Origin of the sequence: Bacteroides sp. RTP31139st1_H2_RTP31139_211217, assembly GCF_040227615.1 — a bacterium.
GTDB classification, from domain to species: Bacteria; Bacteroidota; Bacteroidia; order Bacteroidales; family Bacteroidaceae; genus Bacteroides; species Bacteroides uniformis.
This window is the reverse complement of record NZ_JBCNZM010000029.1, coordinates 1-23525: the sequence shown is the minus strand read 5'-3', so window position 1 is coordinate 23525 and position 23525 is coordinate 1. Positions and strand designations below refer to the sequence as shown.

At 47.0% G+C, this 23525-nt stretch carries 15 protein-coding genes; 7 read left to right on the top strand and 8 right to left on the bottom strand.

Translation table 11 applies throughout. The annotated features are described in order from the left end of the window. The coding region (locus tag ABUA47_RS06920; RefSeq protein WP_349831482.1) for a tyrosine-type recombinase/integrase at positions 1 to 705 on the bottom strand (705 nt) is incomplete at its 3' end. 73 nt (positions 706 to 778) lie between these two features. Then, complete coding sequence (gene rpsU / locus ABUA47_RS06915) at positions 779 to 970, bottom strand: 30S ribosomal protein S21 (RefSeq protein WP_005825735.1); 192 nt, start codon at positions 968 to 970, stop codon at positions 779 to 781. Between the two features lie 279 nt (positions 971 to 1249). Between rpsU and ABUA47_RS06910 the strand changes: the two genes are divergently transcribed. Both ABUA47_RS06910 and ABUA47_RS06905 read left to right on the top strand, forming a co-directional pair. Beyond that, positions 1250 to 3043, top strand: coding sequence for an aminopeptidase P family protein (locus tag ABUA47_RS06910; protein WP_008661879.1), 1794 nt, complete (start codon positions 1250 to 1252; stop codon positions 3041 to 3043). Positions 3044 to 3047: 4 nt separating this feature from the next. Beyond that, the gene (locus ABUA47_RS06905; protein WP_022401597.1) at positions 3048 to 3560 is read left to right on the top strand and encodes a gamma carbonic anhydrase family protein; all 513 of its coding nucleotides are present in this window, start codon (positions 3048 to 3050) and stop codon (positions 3558 to 3560) included. A gap of 91 nt (positions 3561 to 3651) precedes the next feature. Here ABUA47_RS06905 and ABUA47_RS06900 read toward each other — a convergent pair whose 3' ends face one another. Together ABUA47_RS06900 and gltX are read right to left on the bottom strand one after the other, a co-directional pair. Then, positions 3652 to 4872 carry a 3-deoxy-D-manno-octulosonic acid transferase gene (locus tag ABUA47_RS06900; RefSeq protein ID WP_005825739.1) on the bottom strand — a complete coding sequence of 407 codons (1221 nt, stop codon included), beginning with the start codon at positions 4870 to 4872 and terminating at the stop codon, positions 3652 to 3654. 31 nt (positions 4873 to 4903) lie between these two features. Further along, entirely contained in the window at positions 4904 to 6430 is a 1527-nt protein-coding gene (gene gltX, locus ABUA47_RS06895) for a glutamate--tRNA ligase (RefSeq protein WP_009037307.1), read from the bottom strand. A 97-nt stretch (positions 6431 to 6527) separates the two neighbouring features. Between gltX and ABUA47_RS06890 the strand changes: the two genes are divergently transcribed. From ABUA47_RS06890 to ABUA47_RS06875, 4 genes are all read left to right on the top strand, one after another. Further along, entirely contained in the window at positions 6528 to 8588 is a 2061-nt protein-coding gene (locus ABUA47_RS06890) for an HD family phosphohydrolase (protein WP_009037308.1), read from the top strand. 5 nt (positions 8589 to 8593) lie between these two features. After that, complete coding sequence (locus tag ABUA47_RS06885) at positions 8594 to 9367, top strand: hypothetical protein (protein ID WP_035450380.1); 774 nt, start codon at positions 8594 to 8596, stop codon at positions 9365 to 9367. Between the two features lie 133 nt (positions 9368 to 9500). Next, a complete protein-coding gene (locus ABUA47_RS06880; protein ID WP_009037310.1) occupies positions 9501 to 10454 on the top strand; it encodes a tyrosine-type recombinase/integrase in 954 nt (317 codons plus the stop codon). A gap of 435 nt (positions 10455 to 10889) precedes the next feature. Beyond that, positions 10890 to 13454 carry a hypothetical protein gene (locus tag ABUA47_RS06875; RefSeq protein WP_117588583.1) on the top strand — a complete coding sequence of 855 codons (2565 nt, stop codon included), beginning with the start codon at positions 10890 to 10892 and terminating at the stop codon, positions 13452 to 13454. Between the two features lie 300 nt (positions 13455 to 13754). Here ABUA47_RS06875 and ABUA47_RS06870 read toward each other — a convergent pair whose 3' ends face one another. After that, positions 13755 to 14378 carry an HU family DNA-binding protein gene (locus ABUA47_RS06870; protein ID WP_008661896.1) on the bottom strand — a complete coding sequence of 208 codons (624 nt, stop codon included), beginning with the start codon at positions 14376 to 14378 and terminating at the stop codon, positions 13755 to 13757. Between the two features lie 397 nt (positions 14379 to 14775). On the opposite strand from ABUA47_RS06870, the gene ABUA47_RS06865 reads away from it, so the two are divergent. After that, positions 14776 to 16866: a BT4734/BF3469 family protein gene (locus tag ABUA47_RS06865; RefSeq protein WP_118930945.1), complete on the top strand. Its 2091-nt coding sequence runs from the start codon at positions 14776 to 14778 to the stop codon at positions 16864 to 16866. On the opposite strand, the gene ABUA47_RS06860 is transcribed toward ABUA47_RS06865, so the two are convergent. The 3 genes from ABUA47_RS06860 to ABUA47_RS06850 all read right to left on the bottom strand — a co-directional run bounded on the left by ABUA47_RS06860 (position 16863) and on the right by ABUA47_RS06850 (position 23097). After that, complete coding sequence (locus ABUA47_RS06860; RefSeq protein ID WP_005825832.1) at positions 16863 to 17324, bottom strand: low molecular weight protein-tyrosine-phosphatase; 462 nt, start codon at positions 17322 to 17324, stop codon at positions 16863 to 16865. The two genes, ABUA47_RS06865 and ABUA47_RS06860, sit on opposite strands and share 4 nt — an antisense overlap. A gap of 21 nt (positions 17325 to 17345) precedes the next feature. Then, positions 17346 to 19811 carry a primosomal protein N' gene (priA, locus tag ABUA47_RS06855; protein WP_347774936.1) on the bottom strand — a complete coding sequence of 822 codons (2466 nt, stop codon included), beginning with the start codon at positions 19809 to 19811 and terminating at the stop codon, positions 17346 to 17348. A gap of 187 nt (positions 19812 to 19998) precedes the next feature. Next, on the bottom strand, positions 19999 to 23097 hold the full coding sequence (locus ABUA47_RS06850) for a hypothetical protein (protein WP_195650891.1): 3099 nt from the start codon (positions 23095 to 23097) through the stop codon (positions 19999 to 20001). Positions 23098 to 23525 lie beyond the last annotated feature (428 nt).

Here is a 23525-nt window from a genome sequence, read left to right as displayed (position 1 = left end):
TTTTACAGTCACTACCTTCGAAAGGTTTCGTTTCACAAGGCATGCTACGATACTGCGGTAAAGCCTTTTTCCATTCTTCCGGACAAAAAAAGCATCCGAGCGAACCGGGACAGCTTCATTCCGCACATTGACATATTCTCGCATCGAGCGTCCCAGCTCCTCATCGAAAGGTATAAGACGTTGTTTATTCCGTTTTCCCGTCACTTTAACGAGAGAAGCCGAAAAATCGACATCCTTATCATCCAACCCTATCAATTCTGAAAGTCGCATGCCGGTAGCATAAAACATTTCAATAATCATATGGTCGCGACACCCTTCAAAACCTTCACCAAAGTCCATATCATCCAGCAACCTATTCATCTCACCCTCTCTCAGAAATACCGGAAGCGGCTTTTTCTTCTTGGGCCCCGTCACTTTCCGCAACGGATCTACCGCAACCTTGCCTCTCCTCAAAAGGAATTTATAGTATGTCCGGACAGAACTCAGCTTTCGGTTTATCGTATTAGAAGCAAGTCCTTTGTCCATCAAGGAAGCAATCCATTCACGAACAAGTTCCGCATCTACATCCGATGGAGTCAAGTCTCCCAACATTTCTTCTCCAAACCTCTGCAGTTCAAGAATATCTGCCCGATAGTACTCAACCGTACCTTTGGAATAGTTCCGCTCATGCAGAAGATAGTCAAGAAAAGAATCTGTCAACAACATATCGCTACATATCTAAAATCATGCAACGAATGTATGAAAAAGAATTCAATAATTCAAAGGAATTTACGAATTATTAATCTTCTACTTGCTGAAGTTGTTGAACGTAAACAGCACGTTCTTTCTTAAGTCTTTTAGTCACAGACGGTTTATCAAATTGTTGTCTGCGTCTCAATTCCTTAACTGTGCCAGTTTTTTCAAACTTTCTTTTGAATTTCTTCAGCGCTTTTTCAATGTTTTCGCCTTCTTTTACAGGTACTACAATCATTTTCTTTTAATTAAATGTTAATGGTTTAAAAATCTCACGATTAAATTGAGCGGCAAAATTACACATACTTTCTTTATTCACAAAACTTTCTGCAAAAAAATTACCCATGATTCCTAATTATCAAACGAATGAGCAAAGGGAAAGATGTTTTTATTGAGCCAATCCGCTAAAATCCGTGAAGCATAGCACATTTTTAAAAGAGAATGTGTAACTTTGAAAGCAGAGAATGGAGAGATTATAAACTCATTTACACGCCTACTTAATTACATTTATAAAAATATGGCTCAGACAATCAATCAACGTATAGATGCTCTACGGGCATTGTTAAAAAGAGAAGGCATAGACGCTTTCATTATCCCCAGTACCGACCCGCACCTAAGCGAGTACGTAGCACCGTACTGGAAATCAAGAGAATGGATATCAGGCTTCACCGGTTCGGCAGGCACGGCGGTGATCACCAGCGACAAGGCGGGACTGTGGACAGATTCCCGCTATTTTCTCCAAGCCGAGCAGCAGCTGGAAGGCAGCGGCATCGACTTATACAAGGAAATGCTGCCCGAAACGCCCAGCATCCTCGATTTCCTGCGGGAGAACCTTACAGCGAATTCAGTTGTAGGTATAGACGGGAAGGTATTTTCCACCACACAAGCCATAGCCCTGCAAGAGGATCTGGCAAAAAACGACATCACCGTAAAGAGCATTGCCGACCCGATGAATGAGATATGGACAGACCGCCCTCCCATGCCCGAAGCACCCGCCTTTATCCACGAGATGAAATACGCCGGGAAAAGCTGTCCGGACAAACTGGCTGCTATCCGCCGGGAGATGAAAAAGAGTGAAGCGGACGTATTATTGGTGTCGGCATTGGACGAGATAGCATGGACACTCAACATACGCGGCAACGATGTGCATTGCAACCCCGTAGTAGTAAGCTACCTGATAATCAACGAACAAGAAACACACTTTTTCATCCAGCCCGAGAAAGTAACGGAAGAGCTTTCAGCCTATCTGGAAGAAGCCGGCGTCACCATCCATGCTTATGGGGACACCGAATCCTTTGTGACAAGAATACCGGACGGCAGCATCATGCTCGACATGGGAAAGACGAATTATGCCGTTTATTCCGCCCTCCCCCCTTCCTGCCGGGTACTTGACGAGCGCTCACCGATAGCCTTGCTGAAAGCGGTCCGCAATGACCGGGAAATAGCCGGCATCCACGCAGCCATGCAACGCGACGGAGTGGCACTGGTGAAGTTCCTGAAATGGCTGGAGGAGGCCGTTCCCGCAGGCAACGAGACAGAAATCAGCGTAGACAAGAAACTGCACGAATTCCGTGCCGCACAGCCACTCTACATGGGAGAAAGCTTCGACACCATTGCCGGGTACAAGGAACATGGAGCCATCGTACACTACGAAGCCACTCCGGCAACGGACGTGCCACTGAAACCCGAGGGATTCCTGCTGCTGGACTCGGGTGCGCAATACCTGGACGGCACTACCGACATCACCCGCACCATCGCACTGGGGAAACTGACCGAAGAAGAGAAGACGGACTACACCCTGATACTGAAAGGACATATCGACCTCGCCATGGCTGTCTTCCCGGAAGGTACGCGAGGAGCGCAACTGGATGTACTGGCCCGCATGCCGATATGGCAATACCACATGAACTTCCTGCATGGTACCGGGCACGGCGTAGGCCATTTCCTCAATGTGCACGAAGGTCCGCAAAGCATCCGCATGAATGAGAATCCGGTAACCCTACGGCCGGGAATGGTCACTTCCAACGAACCGGGCGTTTATAAAGCCGGAAGCCATGGAATACGCACGGAAAACCTGGTGCTGACCGTGAAGGACGGTGAAGGCATGTTCGGAAATTACCTGAAGTTCGAAACCATTACCCTCTGCCCCATCTGCAAGAAAGGTATCATCAAAGAGATGCTGACGGCAGAGGAAACGGCATGGCTGGACAACTATCACCAGCATGTATACGAGGCACTTTCGCCAAGCCTGAACGAAGGAGAACGGGAATGGCTGAAGGAAGCATGCAGTAACCTAACCACTAATCACTAAAAAAATGGCATTAATAAAATCAGTAAGAGGATTCACTCCCGAAATCGGGGAGAATTGTTTTTTGGCGGACAATGCGGTTGTCATTGGCGACGTCAAGACGGGACGGGATTGCAGCATCTGGTTCAGCACCGTGCTGCGGGGTGACGTAAACTCAATCCGCATAGGGAACGGAGTAAACATCCAGGATGGAAGCGTGCTCCACACCTTGTACGAGAAATCGACCATAGAGATAGGAGACCACGTATCCGTGGGGCACAACGTGACCATCCACGGAGCCACTATCAAGAACTATGCTTTGGTAGGGATGGGTTCCACCATCCTTGACCACGCAGTAGTGGGCGAAGGGGCTATTGTCGCCGCTGGTTCCCTGGTATTGAGCAATACGGTCATCGAGCCGGGAAGCATCTGGGGAGGAGTCCCCGCCAAGTTCATCAAGAAAGTAGATCCGGAGCAGGCCAAGGAGCTGAACCAGAAGATTGCACACAACTATCTGATGTATTCCGACTGGTACAAATAAAGGGAGCAAGGCGCCCCAAAAAGGCAGGGCGATAAAGGGATGCCATTCCATCACCTTTACCGCCCTATCGCTTTTATCACTCTTTACTTTTCTAAAAGTTTATCATACTCATTATCTTATCCGTTGCACCGGCGTTGCCGGTCACATAATTGCTTGCATTCATGCCTGATTCGCGCAAAAAGACTTCATCTGTCAGCATACGGTCGAGCAAAGTTTTCAGTTCCTCATAATCCTTCACCGAGAAAGCGCCTTTTGCCTCCAGCAACTGGATGGCCTCCTGGAATTTCTGATACTTCGGTCCGAAAATCACCGGAATGCCATAAACTGCAGCCTCAAGAGTATTGTGGATTCCCACTCCGAAACCACCTCCGATATAGGCAATCTCGCCATAGCGGTAGATGGAAGAGAGCAACCCGAAGCAGTCGATAATCAGGCAGTCGGCCTTACGGACATTCTTCTCGTCGGCACGGGTATAGCGCACGTAGGGGCGTTTCAGTTTACGGATAATCTCTACCAGATGGTTTTCGTCGATAACGTGCGGAGCGATAACCAACTTCACCTCTGGATGCTGGTTAAAGTATTCAATAAACAAATCCTCGTCCGGCTGCCAGGAGCTTCCTGCCACGAAAGTCATCGTGTTGTTCTTGAAAAGCTCCACCAAAGGCAGATGTTTGGCCTCCTCACGAATCTGCAGCACACGGTCAAAACGGGTATCCCCCACCACCGTGACACGGCTGATACCTATCTTCGCCAGATAGCGTTTGGAGCGTTCATTCTGCACAAACAAATGGTCGAAGTCGCGCAGCACATGTCTGTACGTACCGCCATACCACTTGAAGAATACTTGTCCGCGGCGGAAAATGGAAGAAATGCTGTACACCGGAATACGGCGCTTGTGCAGTTCGTCCAGATAGTTCTTCCAGAACTCGTACTTGATGAAGAATGCCATGCAGGGATTCACGATATCCAGGAACTTCTTCACATTGCGGGACTTGTCGAAAGGCAAGTAACAGACAACGTCTGCCCCCCTATAATTCTTGCGGACCTCATAGCCCGACGGCGAGAAGAAAGTCAGCAGAATACCGTAATCCGGATATTTGGCACGAATTTTCTCAATCAACGGCCGTCCCTGCTCGAACTCCCCCAAAGAAGCGGCATGGAACCATATATAGCGCACGTCCTTCTCCAACTGCTGCCGGAGAAGTTCATAGACCACCCAGTGTCCCTTCATCATTTTTCGGGGCTTACGGCTAAATGGAGCAGCCAGATGCACCAGAATATCGTAGATGGCTATTGCCAAGTCATATAGCATACTATATGGATTAAGGATGAAGAAGATTTATTCACTTTAAAGCATCAACAGCACGCTGTATACGGGCCAACGTCTCTTCCTTGCCAATCAGCTCGGTAATGTCGAACATGTGCGGGCCTTTACACTCGCCCACCACTGACAAGCGGAAGGCATTCATCACATTTCCCATGTGATAGCCACGCTCAGTAATCCAACCAATCACAATATCTTCGGAAGGCTTGGAGGAGAAATCCCCGATGCCGCGCAACACATCCATCAATTCGGTCATGATGCGGGGAGTATCTTCCGACCAACGCTTCTTCACATCCTTTGCCGCATATTCCGTGGGGGCTACGAAGAAAAAACGGGTCTGGTCCCACAGTTCCTTTACGAAGTTGACGCGTCCCTTCACCAGTGAAACCACTTTCGTAAGGAACTCGTCGCTATAGTTGGAGGCGTCTATGCCGTTGGACTCCAGCACCGGTCTGAAAAGACAAGCTATCTCCGCATCCGGTTTCATCATGATGTACTCATGGTTGAACCAGATACCTTTCTTATAGTCGAATTTGGCACCCGACTTGCTGCAATGGCTCAAATCAAACAATTTCACCAATTCATCCATAGACATCAGTTCCTGGTCATTGCCCGGATTCCAGCCCAGCAGAGCCAGGAAATTAATGACCGCTTCGGGCAGATAGCCTGATTCGCGGTAGCCTGAAGAGACATCTCCCGACTTGGGGTCATGCCACTCCAACGGGAAAACCGGGAAGCCCAGACGGTCGCCGTCACGCTTACTCAATTTGCCGTTACCCTCGGGCTTCAGCAACAAGGGCAAATGCGCAAAGGCAGGCATGGTATCCTCCCACCCAAAGGCACGGTAGAGCAATACATGCAACGGTGCGGAAGGCAACCATTCCTCACCGCGTATCACATGGGACACTTCCATCAAATGGTCGTCCACAATATTGGCCAGATGGTAAGTAGGAAGTTCATCTGCCGATTTATAAAGAACCTTGTCATCAAGAATGGAAGAGTTTATCACTACTTCCCCACGAATCAGGTCGTTCACATGCACATCTTCGTTCGGCTCTATCTTGAAACGCACCACGTACTGCTTACCGGCAGCAATCAGCGCGTCTACCTCTTCTTTAGGAAGGGTCAGTGAATTGCGCATCTGCATGCGGGTAGAAGCATCGTACTGGAAATTCGCAATCTCCGCACGCTTTGCTTCCAGCTCCTCAGGAGTATCGAAAGCGATGTAGGCTTTTCCGGCCTCCAGCAGAATCTGAACATACTTCTTGTATATTTCCCGACGTTCCGACTGACGGTACGGGCCATGGTCTCCACCGAAACTCACGCCCTCGTCAAACGGGATGCCCAACCACTTGAAAGACTCCAGGATATATTCTTCCGCACCCGGTACAAACCGGTTGGAATCAGTATCTTCAATACGAAATATCAAATCTCCTCCATGCTGACGCGCAAAGAGATAATTGTATAAAGCTGTACGCACACCGCCGATGTGCAACGCCCCCGTAGGACTCGGGGCAAAACGGACTCTGACCTTTCTTTCTGTCATAATCTACCTTACTTATGAATATTTTAGACGGCAAAATTAAACCTTTTTTTCCACACTAATGTTTTTTTTTGTACTTTTCGCAAAAATTTCAGCCGATATGAGTTATTTCAATACAAAAAAAGAGTTCTCGCTCAGAGATTTGCTATACAGAGCACTGATATTCATCGGCACTGTGGGGATTATTGTCTATTTTCTGCCACGTGACGGTAAATTCAACTACCAGTTCGACATTGACAAGCCCTGGAAGTACGGACAGCTCATGGCCACCTTCGACTTCCCCATCTATAAGGCCGATGAAGTGGTGAAACGCGAGCAAGACAGTATCCTCGCCGCCTTCCAGCCGTATTTCCAGCTGGACAAAAGCATTGAGAAAAGTGTGCTCGCCAAGTTGAAGGCAGACTATCAGACCCACCTGCGCGGCCTGCTTCCCTCCACCGACTACGTCCGCTTTCTGGAAAGGAAACTCTCTGAAGTATATCGCGCCGGCATCGTTTCTACCGAAGAGCTGAACCAACTGCATAAGGACAGCACAACCGCCATCATGGTCATTAACGACAAACTGGCCAACCAGCAGGACATCAACAAGGTATATTCGGTGAAGGATGCCTATAACTATATACTCACGGCCGATACCGCCCACTACCGCCCGGACATTCTACGGCAATGCTCGCTGAACGAATATCTGTTCCCTAATCTGACCTATGACGAGCAGCGGACCGAAACCGCTAAGAAGGAGATGCTCGACAACTATTCATGGGCCAACGGCATCGTACTGAGCGGACAGAAAATCATCGACCGCGGCGAGATTGTCAGCCAGGAGACATACAACATCCTTGAGAGTCTACGGAAAGAATCCATCAAACGCAGTGAGTCCATCGGGCAAAAACGGTTGATGCTGGCGGGGCAGGTATTGTTTGTCAGTATCTTCATGCTGTGTTTCATGCTCTACCTCGACTTGTTCCGTAAAGATTACTACAAGCGCAAGGGCAGCCTCTCCCTGCTCTTCGCCCTCATCATGTTCTATTGCGTGGTGACGGCCATCATGGTTGCCAACAACATATTCAATGTCTATATCATCCCGTATGCCATGCTGCCGGTCATCATCCGGGTGTTCCTCGACTCACGCACGGCCTTCATCGCACAAGTCACCACCATACTGATATGCTCCATCTGCCTGCGCTATCCGCATGAATTCATTCTTCTGCAACTCTCAGCGGGGCTGGTTGCCATCTTCAGTCTGAGGGAACTTTCACAACGGTCGCAACTGTTCCGGACAGCCTTCCTCGTCATATTGACCTACGCTGCCGTCTACTTTGCTTTCGAGCTGATTACAGAAAACGACTTGACAAAAATCAACGGAAGCATGTACACCTATTTCGTCATCAACGGAGTGTTGCTGCTGTTCACCTATCCCCTGCTCTTCCTGGTGGAAAAGACGTTTGGCTTTACCTCCAATGTCACCCTGGTCGAATTGTCCAACATCAACAACAGCCTGCTGCGCCGCATGTCCGAGACAGTTCCCGGCACCTTCCAGCATTCCATGCAGGTTGCCAACCTTGCGGCGGAAGCGGCCAACCGTATCGGAGCCAAAAGCCAGCTGGTACGTACCGGAGCGCTGTATCATGACATCGGCAAGATGGAGAATCCGGTGTTCTTCACCGAGAACCAATCGGGTGGAGTCAATCCGCACAAGAATCTGGGCTATGAGCAAAGTGCCCAAGTCGTCATCAGCCATGTGACGGACGGGCTGAAGCTGGCCGAGAAGAACAATCTCCCCAAAGTAATCAAGGATTTCATCACCACTCACCATGGCCGTGGGAAAACGAAGTATTTCTATATCTCCTGGAAAAACGAGCACCCCGGTGAAGACCCTAACGAGGAGGCATTCACCTACCCCGGTCCCAACCCGTTCACCAAAGAGCAGGCTATCCTAATGATGGCCGATTCGGTGGAAGCCGCTTCACGCAGTCTGCCCGAATATACGGAAGAGAGCATCAGCAATCTGGTAGACAAGATTATCGATTCGCAAGTGGCAGAAGGCTATTTCAAGGAATGCCCCATCACCTTCAAGGATATTGCCACCGTGAAGAACGTATTCAAGGAGAAGCTGAAGACTATATACCATACCCGCATCAGTTATCCCGAACTTAAAAAATAAGAACTATGGAAGTGACCAGTAAAGAACAGAAAAGAGCCGAACAACTGCTGCAAAGCCAGCACATCGGACTGCACCAAATCAAGAGTTTCAGTTTCATGAAGCGTTACCACCAGGTTCCCCGCAAAAGCAACTTGGCTGCGAAAGACAAATATGGTCCGGGCATACTGACTTTACATCTAAAGGAAGGGAAAGAAAAAGTAATCTATCTGCCTCCTTTCCGTCACCCTTCCTCGGTCATCCGCTACCTGGTCTCCCAAGAAATCCCCTTCGACAACTACGCACCGAGGGAACGGACAGTCGCAGAGGTTCCCACAGAAACATACCAGCGTCCGTCACTCTATATGTTCTGGTTCTTTGTCTTATTCCTGATATTCCTTATATTGGGATATTATTCCATCAGTGGCAACGTATGGTGGGGCTTCATCCCGGCTATCATTTCGTTTGCATTAAGTCTTTTTTTCATCAGCATGCTGATGACCCGCTTCTGCTACCTGACGTTGGACAATAACGGCCTCATCATACACAGCGTAGGCAGGACTATCCGCTATCCGTACCAGAACCTAAGAAAAGTAAACTTCGACTTTGCCCGCGAACAGAATTTCACGCACGTCATGGAATTGCTGGACAACGATTACCGCTACCGTCTGTTCTATATCGGAAGGGTTTCGAGAAAGAAACTGAATGAGATTGCCGAACGCCTGCAACAAGCCGGAGTGGATGCCACTTGCAGCCTGAATGATAACAAGCGGTTCTTCCAGGATACGTATATCAGCCACTAAACAGACGTTAGCCAACAAATAAGCTGTCGGATACGGCATCATTCCCGTTTCGCAGATTTCAGAATGATGCCTTTGCACTTGCTCTCAATTTATTTATAATTGCAGGATAAACCTTTTTATAAATAATTTGGAAATGAGCAGAAATGAAATTACCTTACAAGAGATGTTCTCCTCAATCATCGGGGAACTCCGGGAAAGCGGCAGGTGGGGGACGGCACACATCTACCAGTCAGCGGTGAATGCATTCTCGGCATTCACCCAATGGCAACCGATGCCCATGCGCAAGCTGAGCCCGACCGTGCTGAAGAGATTCGAAAACTTCCTCAGGCAGAGGAATTGTAGTTGGAATACGGTATCCACCTATATCAAAGCGATACGTTCGGTTTACAACCGGGCGGTGGACAAAAAGCTGGTGCGATATGTACCCAGGCTGTTTGAGCATGTGTATACCGGCACACGGGCGGATAGGAAAAAGGCGCTCGAAGCTTCCGACATAGGCTGCTTGGTACGGGAGACAGAGATGAGCCTGCAGGCCGGTAATTCTCCCAACACCCGACAGAAAACAAAAATTTTCTTTGTATTGATGTTTATGCTAAGAGGGATTCCTTTTGTGGACCTGGCCTATTTGCACAAAAGGGATTTACAAGGAAATACCTTGTCCTATAGGCGCAGGAAGACGGGACGGGCACTGACCGTCTCACTGACGCCGGAGGCTATGCAAATGGTGAGAATGATAGCAAACAAGGACAAGGACTCTCCTTATTTATTCCCCATATTACAAAGTGAGGAAGGCACAGAAGCGGCATACCGGGAATACCAGTCGGCACTCAGGGCATTCAACCAACGTTTGGCAGTACTCAGACAATGCTTGGGAATGCAGTCGGCACTCAGTAGTTATGCGGCACGCCATACTTGGGCGACCATGGCTTACCACTGCGAGATACATCCTGGAATCATATCAGAAGCCATGGGGCACTCTTCCATCACAGTGACGGAAACTTATCTGAAACCTTTCAGCAACAGAAAGATTGACGAAGCCAATCAAAGGGTAATTTCTTTTGTAAAAAACGAAGGATATCCAGTATAAAAGAGATTACTTCTTTTGAGGAAGTAGAGCAAACTTGTTGTTTCTTTTTTATAGTCTTCAAACAAAGTTTTGAGGAGCGGATTGATATTGGCTTTACAAAAAGTTTCCCAACGTAAGCAATAAACTGAAAGATAGAATCTTATATTGAAAATTAGAGACTTTTTAACTTCATAATTTCTATTGTAGCTTTTCTATGATGTTGGAGATTAAGACTATATATTATCTTTCCAATATCCCAACGGGTTGATTTTTACTATTCTGAACAAACCCCACCTATTTTCTCCTTATTCCTTGGTTATTAACGAAATTAACAGGATTTCATTACCTGCGAAGTAACGGAATACTTAGTAACAAAACAAGTATGCGAAAGGGATTCAAAATGAGATATTATTCACTTTTTATTTTTTTAAATTTATAAATTTAAAGTTTTCAATTATGAACAAGAAGTTTCTAAGTGTAATCCTGTTCAGCGCCTTAATGGTGGGCACTGCAGGAACGTTTACGTCTTGTAAGGACTACGATGATGACATCGAGAATTTGCAAGGACAAATTGACAAGCTTGCGACTAAGGAAGATATGACTTCTCAAATCGCAGCTTTGCAAGCAGCCTTGGATGCCGCAAAAACAGAAGCTGCAGCTGCAAAGACTTCAGCAGAAGAAGCTGTGAAGAAAGCTAATGACGCTGCATCTACTGCAACAGAAGCTGAGAAAGCTGCCGCTCAAGCCGCTCTTGATGCTGCTAATGCAAAAACAGAGGCAATTAAGGCTGCTCAAGATGAAGTAGCCAAAGTAAAGGCACAGTTGGAGTCTACTATCGATTCTAAGTTCGATGCTGCAAAGAAGGAACTTGCGGCAACAATCAATGACTTGACTGAAAAGGTTACGAAACTGACAGGCTTGACTACGGAGATGATTACAAGTCTGGATCTTCAGACAGCAAATCCGAAACTGGAACTGAACTATGCACAGCTTCCTGCTAAGCTGAATCCGAACGCCAGCGTGAAAGATGCAAAATCATACGAATTCGGTAAAGGATTTACTGGCAGCTTCACAATCAATGCCAATGAGATTTACACAACTCCGGCTAGTTTCATGATTTCTGTAGCTCCCGTAAATGCTGTTGTGACAAACGAGATGTTCTCTCTTATCAATAGCAAGGGTGAAGCTCTCAGTGATATTACACTCAGCACAGAAGCATACGACGGCTTGTTGACCAGATCTGTTTCTAACGGTCTCTACGAAGTTAAAGTAGAACTGAACAAAGAGGCTGATCTCGAAGCTTTTGGTAAAAAAGTAGTAAGTGAGGATAAGAGCGTCCTATTTGCACTTGCAGCAACTAAGGATGCAAGAACTGTAACATCAACTTATGATATTACTGCGAAATCAGCACTGAAAACTTATACTAAGGCAGATGAGATTGCAAAGAACTCAACTATTCAATCTACGATAGAAGTTAAAAAGGATTTGACAGCTTATGAAAATCCATCTGCTACTGCGACACCTAATACTGAGAAATGTTACCCTGTAGCAAGTGGTGAAGCATTCCAAATCAATGTTGCTTCAAAAGAAGGAACCAGCCCTATCATGGGTAGCTATGTTGTTGTTGATATTGATAATAAGGCTCTTTCTACAACAGACAAAGCTGCTATCAAGAGCTTGACTATTGCAGGTGTAGAAACTGTTAGCAAAGACAACAAATTCGATATCACAATTAGTGGTGCTTATGCCAAGGGCGTAGTAGTACCTTTGAAGGTGGTTACTATCGACTATACCGGAGTTGAACAATCAGTAATCGTTTGGGTGAAGGCTGGTAATGGTTCTGAAATAGCTAGTGAAGCTAAATACGTAATCACTCCGACTGCATATGTCGATGCTCCGACTACTTACGCTTATGCAGGCCTGGCTAAATTCACAGTTCCTGCCGGTGCTGCCAAGTTCGACTTGAGCATTTATGCTAAGGATGAGATTAATATCACAGAAACTGCTAATGTACTTGATGGTATTGTATTCACATTCTACAAAGCTGACGGTAAGACTGAGGCTACTAAGATTGAAGATATCGCAAACGCTAAATTGACAGCTACAGTTGACCTCCAGACAATGAAGAATGACAAGGTTTACGAAGGTATCGTTAAATTCTTTGATGCTGAAGGTACATTCTTGTCACAAAGTACCATTTCTGTACAGAAAGTATTGCCGACTACATTGCCGGAAGGATTCTCTATCAAGACTAACCAGCTGGATGCTCAAGGCGTTTACAACTGCTACTTGATTCCTAACGATTGGACTGCTAAGAAGGCTATAGAAGGTACAATGGAAATGAAACAAGTATTCAACTTCGGTAAGGGTGAAGCAAAGGATTATCTGATAACATTTGCTGCTGCTATGGTAAACGGTGATAAGACTGTTGACAATGGTGTAACTGGTGCAGAAACTTTGTCTGTAGTTGAAAAGTACATTGACAATAAGACTCAGCATGCTACAACTGCAGTGTACAACTATGGTAAGATTTCTTCTGAGAAGAAAGATGGTGCCTTTGTTAATTACACTATCGACGCTGCTTCTTTCCCGACTGTATTCAATTGCATCTACAACGATACATACACTTGGAGATGGGCTACTAAGGATGACCTTGGTTTGAAAGCTACTGCGACATTACCTTATAGCACAGAACTGACTTATGGTAAAGATGTTACTGTAGAGTATGCTAAGTATATTAAGGGTATCAGCTCTCGTGACAGTGAATATAGTGCACTTTTGAGCGCACCTTATGAAAAGTCATTGGAAATTAAGGAAGCCCACTTGGTATCCAATGCCAACGGTGAAGTGGATGAATACTTCACTGTAAACATCGAGGAAGGTAAAATCACTGGTTTCACCGTAAATTCTAAGGCAACTAACCCGACAGCTGCTGTTCCTTCTACATTGAAGATTACAGTTGTTGACATGTACAAGCACGAACGTGTTATCGAACTTGGCATGACTGTAAACAAACGCTAATCAATGTATTCCTAAATAAGTCCTTTATTATGGAGGACTTATTTAGAGAAACCTTGAAATAACATTAGAATCCCTGGCTTCTTTGAGGCCAGGGATTTTTTTAATCTTTAATTTTACTTTCCTGCTTTCTTTTTCTAAATCCCCTCCAGAAATTTATTTTCCATCACTTTGCTTCCACACTTCCACCCACCTCCTGCATCCCCCCTATCCATCGGCATTTGCCCCGCTGTGGAAGCAACCCAAAAAGGTGGAAGCAAAATCTGCTTCCACCTACTCAAAACGCCTAAGTTTTACCGTAACCTACTCGTCTCTACCGTAATACCCCGTACAAGGCACATAAATCGGTTGGTTCAGTTTTCCCACATTTTCGAGCTTACCCTCGCTGCGGAGCAGGCGAATATGAAGCTGCGCAGTGGAACGCATCATCCCGCAGAGAACCTGAAAACTCTCGCGCGTAAGGAACTGATGCGTAGAGAAGTAGCCCGTCAGTCGCCTGTCAATCTCCTTGTCACTCAGCTTTTGGGAATGCTCATTCAGCCCCAGCGGTTTAACTTTGATGGCACCTATCTCATTCTTCAGCACCTGGTCGGCACGAAACTTGATGCCCTTCAGCTTAATCTTGGTGGTTTTTCGTTTGGTCGCAGCGGTCACCGGCTCCGTGCTCGTCAGTACGGGATGAAAATAGCCGATACCGTCCAGATGCACCTGCCGCCCCTCGGCAAGGTCTTCCCCCATGACGTGCGACAAGGCATCCAGTACCGCCGAAACATCAGTCTCCGTCAACGAGCTGCGTTCCTGAATTCTGCGACGCAGTTCGTCGGTAGTGGTAGAGCCGTTCAAGCGGATGCGTGGATGAAGTATCTTTTCTTCCCGCTGTTTGTCTTTTGGTTCCGGAAGTTCATACCAATCAAATAAAATTGCCATAGTTCAATGTCTTTTAAGTTGTTATATAATAAATTTGCGCCCTATGCGGAATAGGTGCGGGGTGCGTACTTCATCCGTAAAAGCTATGGAAAGAGAGACGCCTAACGACCATGAACAACTCTGCTTACGGTCGTCAAGCGATTGCTTCATGGCCGTAAGCAGAGTTGTTCATGGTCGTTAGGCGTCATCTATTCCCTATACAAAAGTAGACAAACAAAGGGAGAAAAGCAAAGGAATGCCAGTGTTTTGACAAAGAAACTCACTTGCTTTTAACACTTCTCTACATGAGTCGTGGAGACTTGTATCCATTTAATAATTATTCCGCAGAATGCTTGCTTTCAGCTCTTCAATGTAGTATCTTTACGAGAATTATATTTACTTAAAGCTGACAAACAGAATGAAAATTACCTTGATTAGAGCAGAAAAAGAGAGCAGAAAGGAAGCCCTCAGCACCCTGGAAGCGGATGCACTGATTAAAAAACTAAAAACCGAAACCAAAGCCGGACATGTATCGACCCTCCGGGCCATCCTTCCTCAACTGGAGGGCACTTGCGCCCAATACGAACATATAGACAAGTTGCCCCGCATCTATCCCGCCGTGGAATATAGCCGTACACAAGAGGGGGAACGGTGGATGAAGAACTATAACGGACTCGTACAACTGGAAGTAAACCGTCTGTCGGGCATTGCCGAAGCGGAATATGTAAAGCAACAAGCCGCCCTGCTGCCACAGACCTTTGCCGCTTTCTGCGGTTCCAGCGGACGGAGTGCCAAGATATGGGTATTGTTTGCCCTGCCCGACGGCACGACACCGAAGCGGGAGAGCGATGCCGCCTTGTTTCATGCCCACGCCTACCGTATGGCGGTGAAGTGCTACCAGCCCTTGCTGCCGTTTGCCATTACATTGAAAGAACCTTCCCTTACCCAGAGTTGCCGCATGACTCTGGACGGATATCCTTACTACAATCCTGCCGCTGTGCCTTTCTGCCTGGAACAGCCCCTCGGCATGCCCGAAGAGGAGAACTTCCGGCAACGAAAACTCGCAGAAAAGAGCCCGCTGTTGCGGCTGCATCCGGACAGTAAAGCCTCGGACACCTTCGCCATACTTTTCGAATCGGCCCTTGACCGTGCATTCCGCGAATTGGACGGTTGGAAACGGGACGGGGATTTACGGATACTGCTGGTGCCTCTGGCCGAACATTGTTTCAAGGCAGGCATCCCCGAAGAGGAAGTAGTCCGCCAGACATTGATGCACTATTACCGGGAAACGGATGAATTCATTGTCCGTCAAACGATTCATAACCTATATCAAGAGCTTAAAGGCTTCGGGAAAAAGAGCAGTCTGACGCAAGAACAGGAGAGCGTTTTCCGGCTGGAAGAGTTTATGGGTCGCCGGTATGAGTTCCGCTACAACACCGTTCTGGATGATTTGGAATACCGTCAGCGCGACTCCGTCCATTTCTATTTCAAGCCCGCCGACCAGCGTGCCCGCAGTACAGTCTCTATGAATGCCCTGAAGGAGGGTATCCGCGTATGGGACCGCGACATCAACCGTTTCCTAACTTCAGACTATGTGCCACTCTATAATCCCGTCGAAGAATACCTTTACGACACCGGCCGCTGGGATGGGAAAGACCGCATCCGGGCATTGGCCGACCTCGTCCCGTGCCACAATCCTCATTGGCGGGAGCTGTTCTACCGCTGGTTCCTGGGCATGGTGGCACACTGGCGTGGAATGGACCGGCAACACGGAAACAATACTTCTCCTCTGCTTGTCGGTTCTCAAGGGTTCCGGAAATCCACCTTTTGCCGCATTTTGCTGCCACCGGAGCTGCGTTTCGGCTATACGGACAGCATCGACTTCAAGAGCAGGCAGGAAGCAGAACGCAGTCTGGGACGCTTTCTGCTCGTCAACATTGACGAGTTCGATCAAATCAACATCAACCAGCAGGGCTTCCTGAAGCATCTGCTGCAGAAACCGGCTGCCAACCTGCGCAAACCCTACGGCAGCACCATCCGTGAGATGCGGCGGTATGCCTCCTTCATAGGCACCAGCAATCAGAAGGACTTGTTGTCCGACCCCAGTGGCAGCCGCCGTTTCATCTGCATTGAGGTCACCGGTCCCATTGATACGAATGTCACCATCAACTACCGTCAGCTCTATGCGCAGGCTCTGAATGCCGTAGCCAAAGGTGAGCGCTACTGGCTGGATGATGCCGACGAAGCCATCTTGAAGCGGACGAACCGGGAATTTGAACAGCTCACCCCACTGGAACAACTCTTCCACAGCCATTTCCGTGCGGCAGAAGAGGATGAGGAGGGGCAATGGATGATGCCCATGCAGATTATTTCCGCCTTGCAGACAAAGACGCGTGACCGTCTGGCTATCAATAAGGTGGCCGTATTCGGGCGGACGCTCAAGAAGCTTGAAATACCGAACAAGAAGTCACGGCAGGGGACGCTGTACCATGTAATGCCGCTGGATTAAATGCTCTGCAGTAACCCCGCACAAGCATCTTCCAGAATGTCCAGCACATACTCAAAACCTTCGGAACCGCCGTAATAGGGGTCCGGTACATGGTCGGCATGGGTAAACTTTGTACAGTATTCCGTCATGCGGTGTATCTTGCTCCATTCGGCGGTTGAAGGGGCACGATCTTTCAGGTCGTCGATGTTGCGGTCGTCCATACCGATAATCAGGTCGAAGTTGTAAAAATCCTCGGTACGTACGGGTCGCGAAAGATGCGTCAGATTGTATCCACGGCGGGCGGCATGGGCACGCATCCGGCTGTCCGGCAGTTCGCCCTGGTGATAGGACAGAATGCCTGCAGAATCGATTAAAAACTCATCCGCACGTCCGGCTTCTTCTACCAGATGCTTCATGACTCCCTCTGCCGAGGAGGAACGGCAAATGTTGCCGAGGCAAACGAAAAGTATCTTCTTCATATTTCTTTAGTTACGAGTTATTTACATCGGGTCTACATCATAATACACTATCAGCGACTTGAAGCGGTCTTCCGCCACCATCTCCTTTTGCACCTGGACGAGCAGTTCGCGGGCACGGGCCATCGGGGCATTGGTTTCTATCTTCAAGACAATCTTTCGGATGAACAGGGTCTGTACGCGTGCTACGGGCGGCTTGTCCGGTCCCAGTACCCGGTTGCCGAAGACGGTGTGGAGCTTGGCGGCCATAGTCTGTGCCATGAGGTCGAGCAGGGTCTCGTTCCGGTTCTTCAGGTAGACATACACCAGGCGGTAGTAGGGCGGGTAGTGGAACATCTGGCGTTCGGCAAGCTGCCCGCCTACCATGGCTTCGTAGTCGTTGGCAATGACTTGCGGGATGATGGGATGGTCGATGCTTTTGGTTTGTAGCACCACCCTGCCGCGCTTGTTCTTCCGTCCGGCGCGTCCGGCAACCTGCGCCATCAGCTGGAAGGCGCGCTCGTAGGCGCGGAAGTCGGGATAGTTCAGCATGGTGTCGGCATTGAGTATGCCCACAATGCTGACGTGGTCGAAGTCCAGACCCTTGGACACCATTTGCGTGCCTATCAGGATGTCCGTCTTGCCTTGCTGGAAATCGGAGATGATGCGCTCGTAGGCGGTACGGGTGCGGGTGGTGTCCAAGTCCATACGGGCTACGCGGGCGTCGGGGAAGAGGGCTTTGATGTCATCTTCTATTTTTTCCGTGCCGAAGCCGCGGTTGCGCAGGTCAGTGCCCTCGCAGGCGGGGCAGATGCGGGGCAGTTGGTAGGTGTAGCCACAGTAGTGGCAGGTCAGTTGGTTCAGCCCCTTATGGTAGGTGAGGCTGACGTCGCAGTTCTTGCACTTGGGTACCCAGCCGCAGGTGTTGCACTCTATCATGGGGGCGAAGCCGCGGCGGTTCTGGAAGAGGATGACTTGTTCTTTTTGTTCCAGTGCCTCGCGGATATATTGTAGGAGCAGTGGGGAGAACGGACCGTTCATCTTCTTCTTGCGGTGCAGCTCCTTGATGTCTACGGGGATAATCTCCGGCAGTTGTATCTCTTTATAGCGTTCTTTCAGTTCCACAAGGCCATACTTGCCGGATGTGGCATTGTGCCAAGTCTCTACAGAAGGGGTTGCCGTACCCAACAGAGTTTTGGCGCCGTACATGGAGGCGAGTACAATGGCTGCATTGCGGGCATGATAGCGGGGGGCGGGGTCTTGCTGCTTGTAAGTGTTTTCGTGCTCCTCGTCCACAATCACAAGACCGAGGTTGCGGAAAGGAAGGAAAACGGAGGAGCGGACGCCGAGAATAATGTCATAGTCTGCTTCCGACAGCTGCTTCTGCCAGATTTCCACCCGTTCGGCATCGGGGAACTTGGAGTGATAGATGCCCAGTCGGGAGCCGAATACGCGTTGCAGGCGCTCTGTGATTTGTGCAGTGAGGGCTATTTCGGGCAGGAGATAGAGCACTTGCTTTCCTTGCCGGATGGTTTCCTCTATCAAGTGAATGTAGACTTCTGTCTTGCCGCTTGCCGTGATGCCATGCAGCAGGCAGACATTCTTGCTTTGGAAATTCTCTAAGATGGAGTGATAAGCGCGTTGCTGGTGCTCGTTCAGCGGGTTGACGGGGATGACTTCTTTGAGGAGTGCTTTGTCTATGCGACCTATTTCCTGCTGGTAGACTTCGAATACACCACGGTCCACAAGACCGTTGAATACGGCAGGGGTGGCAGAGGTGCGTTGCAGCAGTTCGGCTTTGGAGACTTCTTTTATATCTCGTCCGCTGAGGTAGCCGGAGAGTTCCAGATATTTCATCAGCAGGTCCAGTTGCTTGGGGGCACGGCGCTGCAACTCGTCGAAGAAGATGTGCAGGCGGTGTTCGTTGCGGGCGGCGGCGGTGAGGCGTACACGGGTTTCGGTCTTAGGCTTATAGGTACGGCGCAATTCTTCCTTTACGAAGATGGCCTCTTTGTCGAGCAGTGACTTGATGACAGAAAGTATGTTCTTGATGCCGGTCTCCTTCTCCAGTTTCGTCACGCATTGCTCCGGGTCGGCAGAGAGCATATCCAGTATCTTCTGTTCCTTCTCCGGCAGGCGGACATCGGATTCGAAATCGGGGTTGTACTCTACGATTGTTTCGCTTTCCAGCTTCAAGCCAGAGGGTAAGGCAGCTTTGTAGACGTCTCCTTGCGTGCAGAGATAGTAATCGGAGAGCCATTCCCAGAACTTGAACTGCCGCGGAAGCAGTATCGGGCGGGCATCCAGCAAAGCGGACACTTCCTTTACTTCGTATTCGGTGGGGGCACAATAGTGCACGTTGCGCACGATGGCTGTATAGTATTTCTTCCGTCCGAATGGCACTACCACCCGGCAACCGGTCTGCACTTCATCCACCCATTCGTCGGGCAGGGAGTAGGTGAAGTAGCTGTACAAAGGCAAAGGCAATATGACGTCGGCAAACTTTTTCATCGTGGGGACAAAGATAGTGGAAAGTGGAGGGAGAATGAAATGAACGGGGGCATTTTTTATGCTGAGAATAGGATAGCCGAATGAAAATGAAGGGGCAAATTTCAGAAGTGTAAAAAGGGGATATGCTGATTATCAACATATCCCCTTTTCAATTTAGAGTACTTCTAGAAGTACAGTTTTCTCTATGTTAGAGAGTAGGCTTAACTTCTACATCGATTTCTTCTATCACACTACCCCATACGTAAACAACTTCAATAGGAATACGCAGGTAGAAAGAAGAGTGAACTTTCACATCCTTATTGTTGTAGGTCACAGTACCAAAGTTTGGAACTTCTGTAGGAACATTCTCGTATGTTTGTGGTTTAGAATCAAATGTCAACAACGTTTCTGCACCAGTTTTACCAAATACTTCTTCGATAGGAACAAATGTTTCACTGTTATTCAAATTAGTCAGGATGTCTTTGTCTTCAGCTAACTTGATAGCTGTTACGTTGTAGTACTTGTAGTAATTCAAGTGCTTAGAGAACTCATTCAAACCACTGCTTGCATCCAGACGCCAATCTTTCAATACAACCAAGTCTCCTAAGTTCAATACGCTCTTACCTTCATTGTTACCATCCTCGAAGTATTTGCCTTCATTTCCGGAAATATTAACCGGACGGATAAATTTGGCATTGAATGTACCATCGGTTACAGGAACATACTGGTCACAGCCATTGTAATACTTCATATCAATAGTAGCATACAACATTTCATCTGTATCACGTGCAGCCCAGTTAAGTACAGCCTTGGCAACGTCATTGCTCTGGTAGGAAATCTTAATATTTTCGGCAATAGTCACATCATCCGATGTTTCAGTAGCAGTACCATTGTCATCAGTTTCATTTTCGCTGAGAGTTGCAATTACATTTTCATCAGAAGCGATAGCTGTGAAATCACCTTCCAATACTTCAAGAGCATGAATTTGAGTGCCGTCGGCATTTACAAACAATTCATAATTCTTGCCGTCATTCCCCTTTACGATACGCTTGTTGTTTTCTGCAGAGAATACAAACTTAACAGTCATATTTTCATGAGCAAATGATGGATATTTTTCTTCTGCATCCTCCTTGTTATATTTCAGAGCTACAGTACGTCCATAGAAATTGCTCAACAAGTCTTGTTCAATAACAGCCTTCGTTGTTGTTCCTGCATCATCCGGAGTTGCACAGTAAATGTCAATAGCCGATTTTCCCTTGAATGTTGACCAGTATTCTGCAATCTTAGCGCCTGCGGTAGAGCCTTGTGGAGTATTAGCAGTAAAGTCGATATTTTTCACTTCAACAACATACTTGATAACCACATTTTCAGGATATGTACGGCTGTTGGCAACAGCATCCAATTTAGTGTCTTCTGTTGTTTTAGTAAATACGGCATAGCCCACATAAGACTTCACTTCAAACGGAGTTGTTTTAAGCACGAATTTTACCACTTGGTTAGCTTCATTATTCTCATCGTACTCAGTTGCAGTTATCGTCCAGTCACCTACCTGATTTTCGGCATATTCGGTGGTGGCATCTTCATCGAATGCATAGATATGATGCCATTGTTGTTTGCTCAGTGCTTCCAAGTCAGCATTGTTCTTGAAGTTATAAACCTGTGCACTCATGAACTCGTCTTCAGTCTCGTACGTCCAACCTGCACCACTGTTGCATCCCAGATTTGTTTCCACTTTCTTTTCTGCTACATAATCATCCTCAATATCAGTAGAAACTTCACCTGCAACAATCAGCAGTTTAATCCATGCAGCTGCAACCAACTCGTTGTTGTTAGTTTTGTCTGTCAACTTAGCCAATACAATAGGAGACTTACCGATAGCGCTCTTGTCTACACCGCCATAATTCTTTGCATGGAAAATACCATCTTCCAAAGTCATATAATTTTCTTGCGGAGTATTGTTCACCTTATATTCCACTGCCTCAAATGTCAGTTCATATGTATCGGCATAATTGGCATAATTGAAGAATTTATGTTGAGAACCGGCAATATTACAAGTTGTAACCAAAGTCTTCAAATCAATACCTTGCTCAGAAACCGCATCATCATAAACAACATTTTGTACCAAATGATTGTTGTCAGCAGCAGGCTTATTGTCTACTCCAATCTTTGCTTTTTGTTCTTCGGCAGCAGCTAAATTCGTTGCAAAATGGCACTTATCATCCTTTGCATTTTCACTAGTTACCTCTTTATCAGCTAAAACAAGTTTCAATTCCTCTGTACGGTTTACAACACCTACATATTCTGTAGTAACCTTGTTTCCCGCTTTGGTTGTAAACTGAAGAGCTATTTCGTTCAGTTCGGGTTTTTCATTATCTTCAGTCAAACTAGAATTAGCAAACAAATTCGGGTTGGCTTCCAAAGTCACAGTAGCCAATCCTCCTTCAATAACAGTGTTTTTCCAAGTAACAAGACCCGCGTTCACACCTTTGGTCATTGTAACGGTCTTATCTAGTACATCTGTTTTAGTAATTTGTTCTTGTGTAGCAGAAGAAGGATTTACATGGAATTGAGGTGCTGCTTGATTCGGCAAATAATTTGTTTTTGCAAGTGCAACAATTGCATCATTTTTAATTTCTACCGGTTTATAGCTATCCTTGTGGAATACAATTACGCGTTCACCCCAACCTTGCAGAATAGATTCTGGAATATATTCGAAGCTTGTGATAGGCAACACATCTGAAATTCGCAGATTGATAGGAGTAGCGCTACCATATTTTATAATATAACCCAATTTGACACCGTCTTCGTCCAAAATCTCCATAGTAAGAGTAGGAACTGTGGGCAAGTCAATCTTTCCACCAGTTTTTTCATCATCGTACAATATATTGCCATCCTTATCTATGGAGAGCAGAGTAGCATCAAACCCTTTAGGCATATCAATTTTTACATCTGACGTGCTACCGTCACTGCCCTTCAAAGAGATTGTAACTTCGTCCCCATCCTTAGAAACAGACAATGTATAGGTTACACCTGCCGGAATGTCATACGAATGTGGATTACCATTTTTGTCAACGACAACTAGTTTGCCGTTCTCAATTTTTGCATCCTTCACGTAAGTTAAGTTGTCGACTGTAGTACCTAAAGTCGTCAAATCGCCTTGTAGCTTTTTAACGTCTCCAGCCAAGCCGTCAACTTGTCCCTGCAAGTCCTTGATGTCGTCATCATAGTCCTTACAAGACGTGAACGTTCCTGCAGTGCCCACCATTAAGGCGCTGAACAGGATCACACTTAGAAACTTTTTGTTCATAATTGAAAACTTTAAATTTATAAATTTAAAAAAATAAAAAAGTGAATAATCTCTCATTTTCATTCCCTTTCACATAGCTGTTGATTATATGATTTTTTCCGTTACTTCGCAGGTAATGAAATCCTGTTAATTTCGTTAATAATCAGGGAATAAGGAGAAAATAGACCGGTTTTGTTTGGAATAGTAAAAATCAGTCCGTTGGGATATTGGAAAGAGGATTGGAAGTCCAGAAAGATGACAGTGGGAAAGGGATGAAATGAGGCTTTTAAAGGATGAAAGTGTATATTTTTCGGTTCAAAGGCTTGAATGACAGTATATTGATAGCACCGATTAGAGCTCCGTAAAGACAACACCATTCCGTTCCTCAAAACTCTGTTTGAAGATTCCGGAAAATATGCGACAAATCTATTCTATCCTATCAAAAGAAG

Bases quoted from the DNA above. Each gene is read 5' to 3' on its own strand.
- ABUA47_RS06885 (WP_035450380.1), top strand. From the start codon at position 8,594: ATGGAAGTGACCAGTAAAGAACAGAAAAGAGCCGAACAACTGCTGCAA.
- priA (WP_347774936.1), bottom strand. From the start codon at position 19,811: ATGAAAAAGTTTGCCGACGTCATATTGCCTTTGCCTTTGTACAGCTAC.
- rpsU (WP_005825735.1), bottom strand. From the start codon at position 970: ATGATTGTAGTACCTGTAAAAGAAGGCGAAAACATTGAAAAAGCGCTG.
- ABUA47_RS06870 (WP_008661896.1), bottom strand. From the start codon at position 14,378: ATGGCAATTTTATTTGATTGGTATGAACTTCCGGAACCAAAAGACAAA.
- ABUA47_RS06850 (WP_195650891.1), bottom strand. From the start codon at position 23,097: ATGAACAAAAAGTTTCTAAGTGTGATCCTGTTCAGCGCCTTAATGGTG.
- ABUA47_RS06880 (WP_009037310.1), top strand. From the start codon at position 9,501: ATGAGCAGAAATGAAATTACCTTACAAGAGATGTTCTCCTCAATCATC.
- ABUA47_RS06875 (WP_117588583.1), top strand. From the start codon at position 10,890: ATGAACAAGAAGTTTCTAAGTGTAATCCTGTTCAGCGCCTTAATGGTG.
- ABUA47_RS06865 (WP_118930945.1), top strand. From the start codon at position 14,776: ATGAAAATTACCTTGATTAGAGCAGAAAAAGAGAGCAGAAAGGAAGCC.
- ABUA47_RS06900 (WP_005825739.1), bottom strand. From the start codon at position 4,872: ATGCTATATGACTTGGCAATAGCCATCTACGATATTCTGGTGCATCTG.
- ABUA47_RS06890 (WP_009037308.1), top strand. From the start codon at position 6,528: ATGAGTTATTTCAATACAAAAAAAGAGTTCTCGCTCAGAGATTTGCTA.
- ABUA47_RS06860 (WP_005825832.1), bottom strand. From the start codon at position 17,324: ATGAAGAAGATACTTTTCGTTTGCCTCGGCAACATTTGCCGTTCCTCC.
- ABUA47_RS06910 (WP_008661879.1), top strand. From the start codon at position 1,250: ATGGCTCAGACAATCAATCAACGTATAGATGCTCTACGGGCATTGTTA.
- ABUA47_RS06905 (WP_022401597.1), top strand. From the start codon at position 3,048: ATGGCATTAATAAAATCAGTAAGAGGATTCACTCCCGAAATCGGGGAG.
- gltX (WP_009037307.1), bottom strand. From the start codon at position 6,430: ATGACAGAAAGAAAGGTCAGAGTCCGTTTTGCCCCGAGTCCTACGGGG.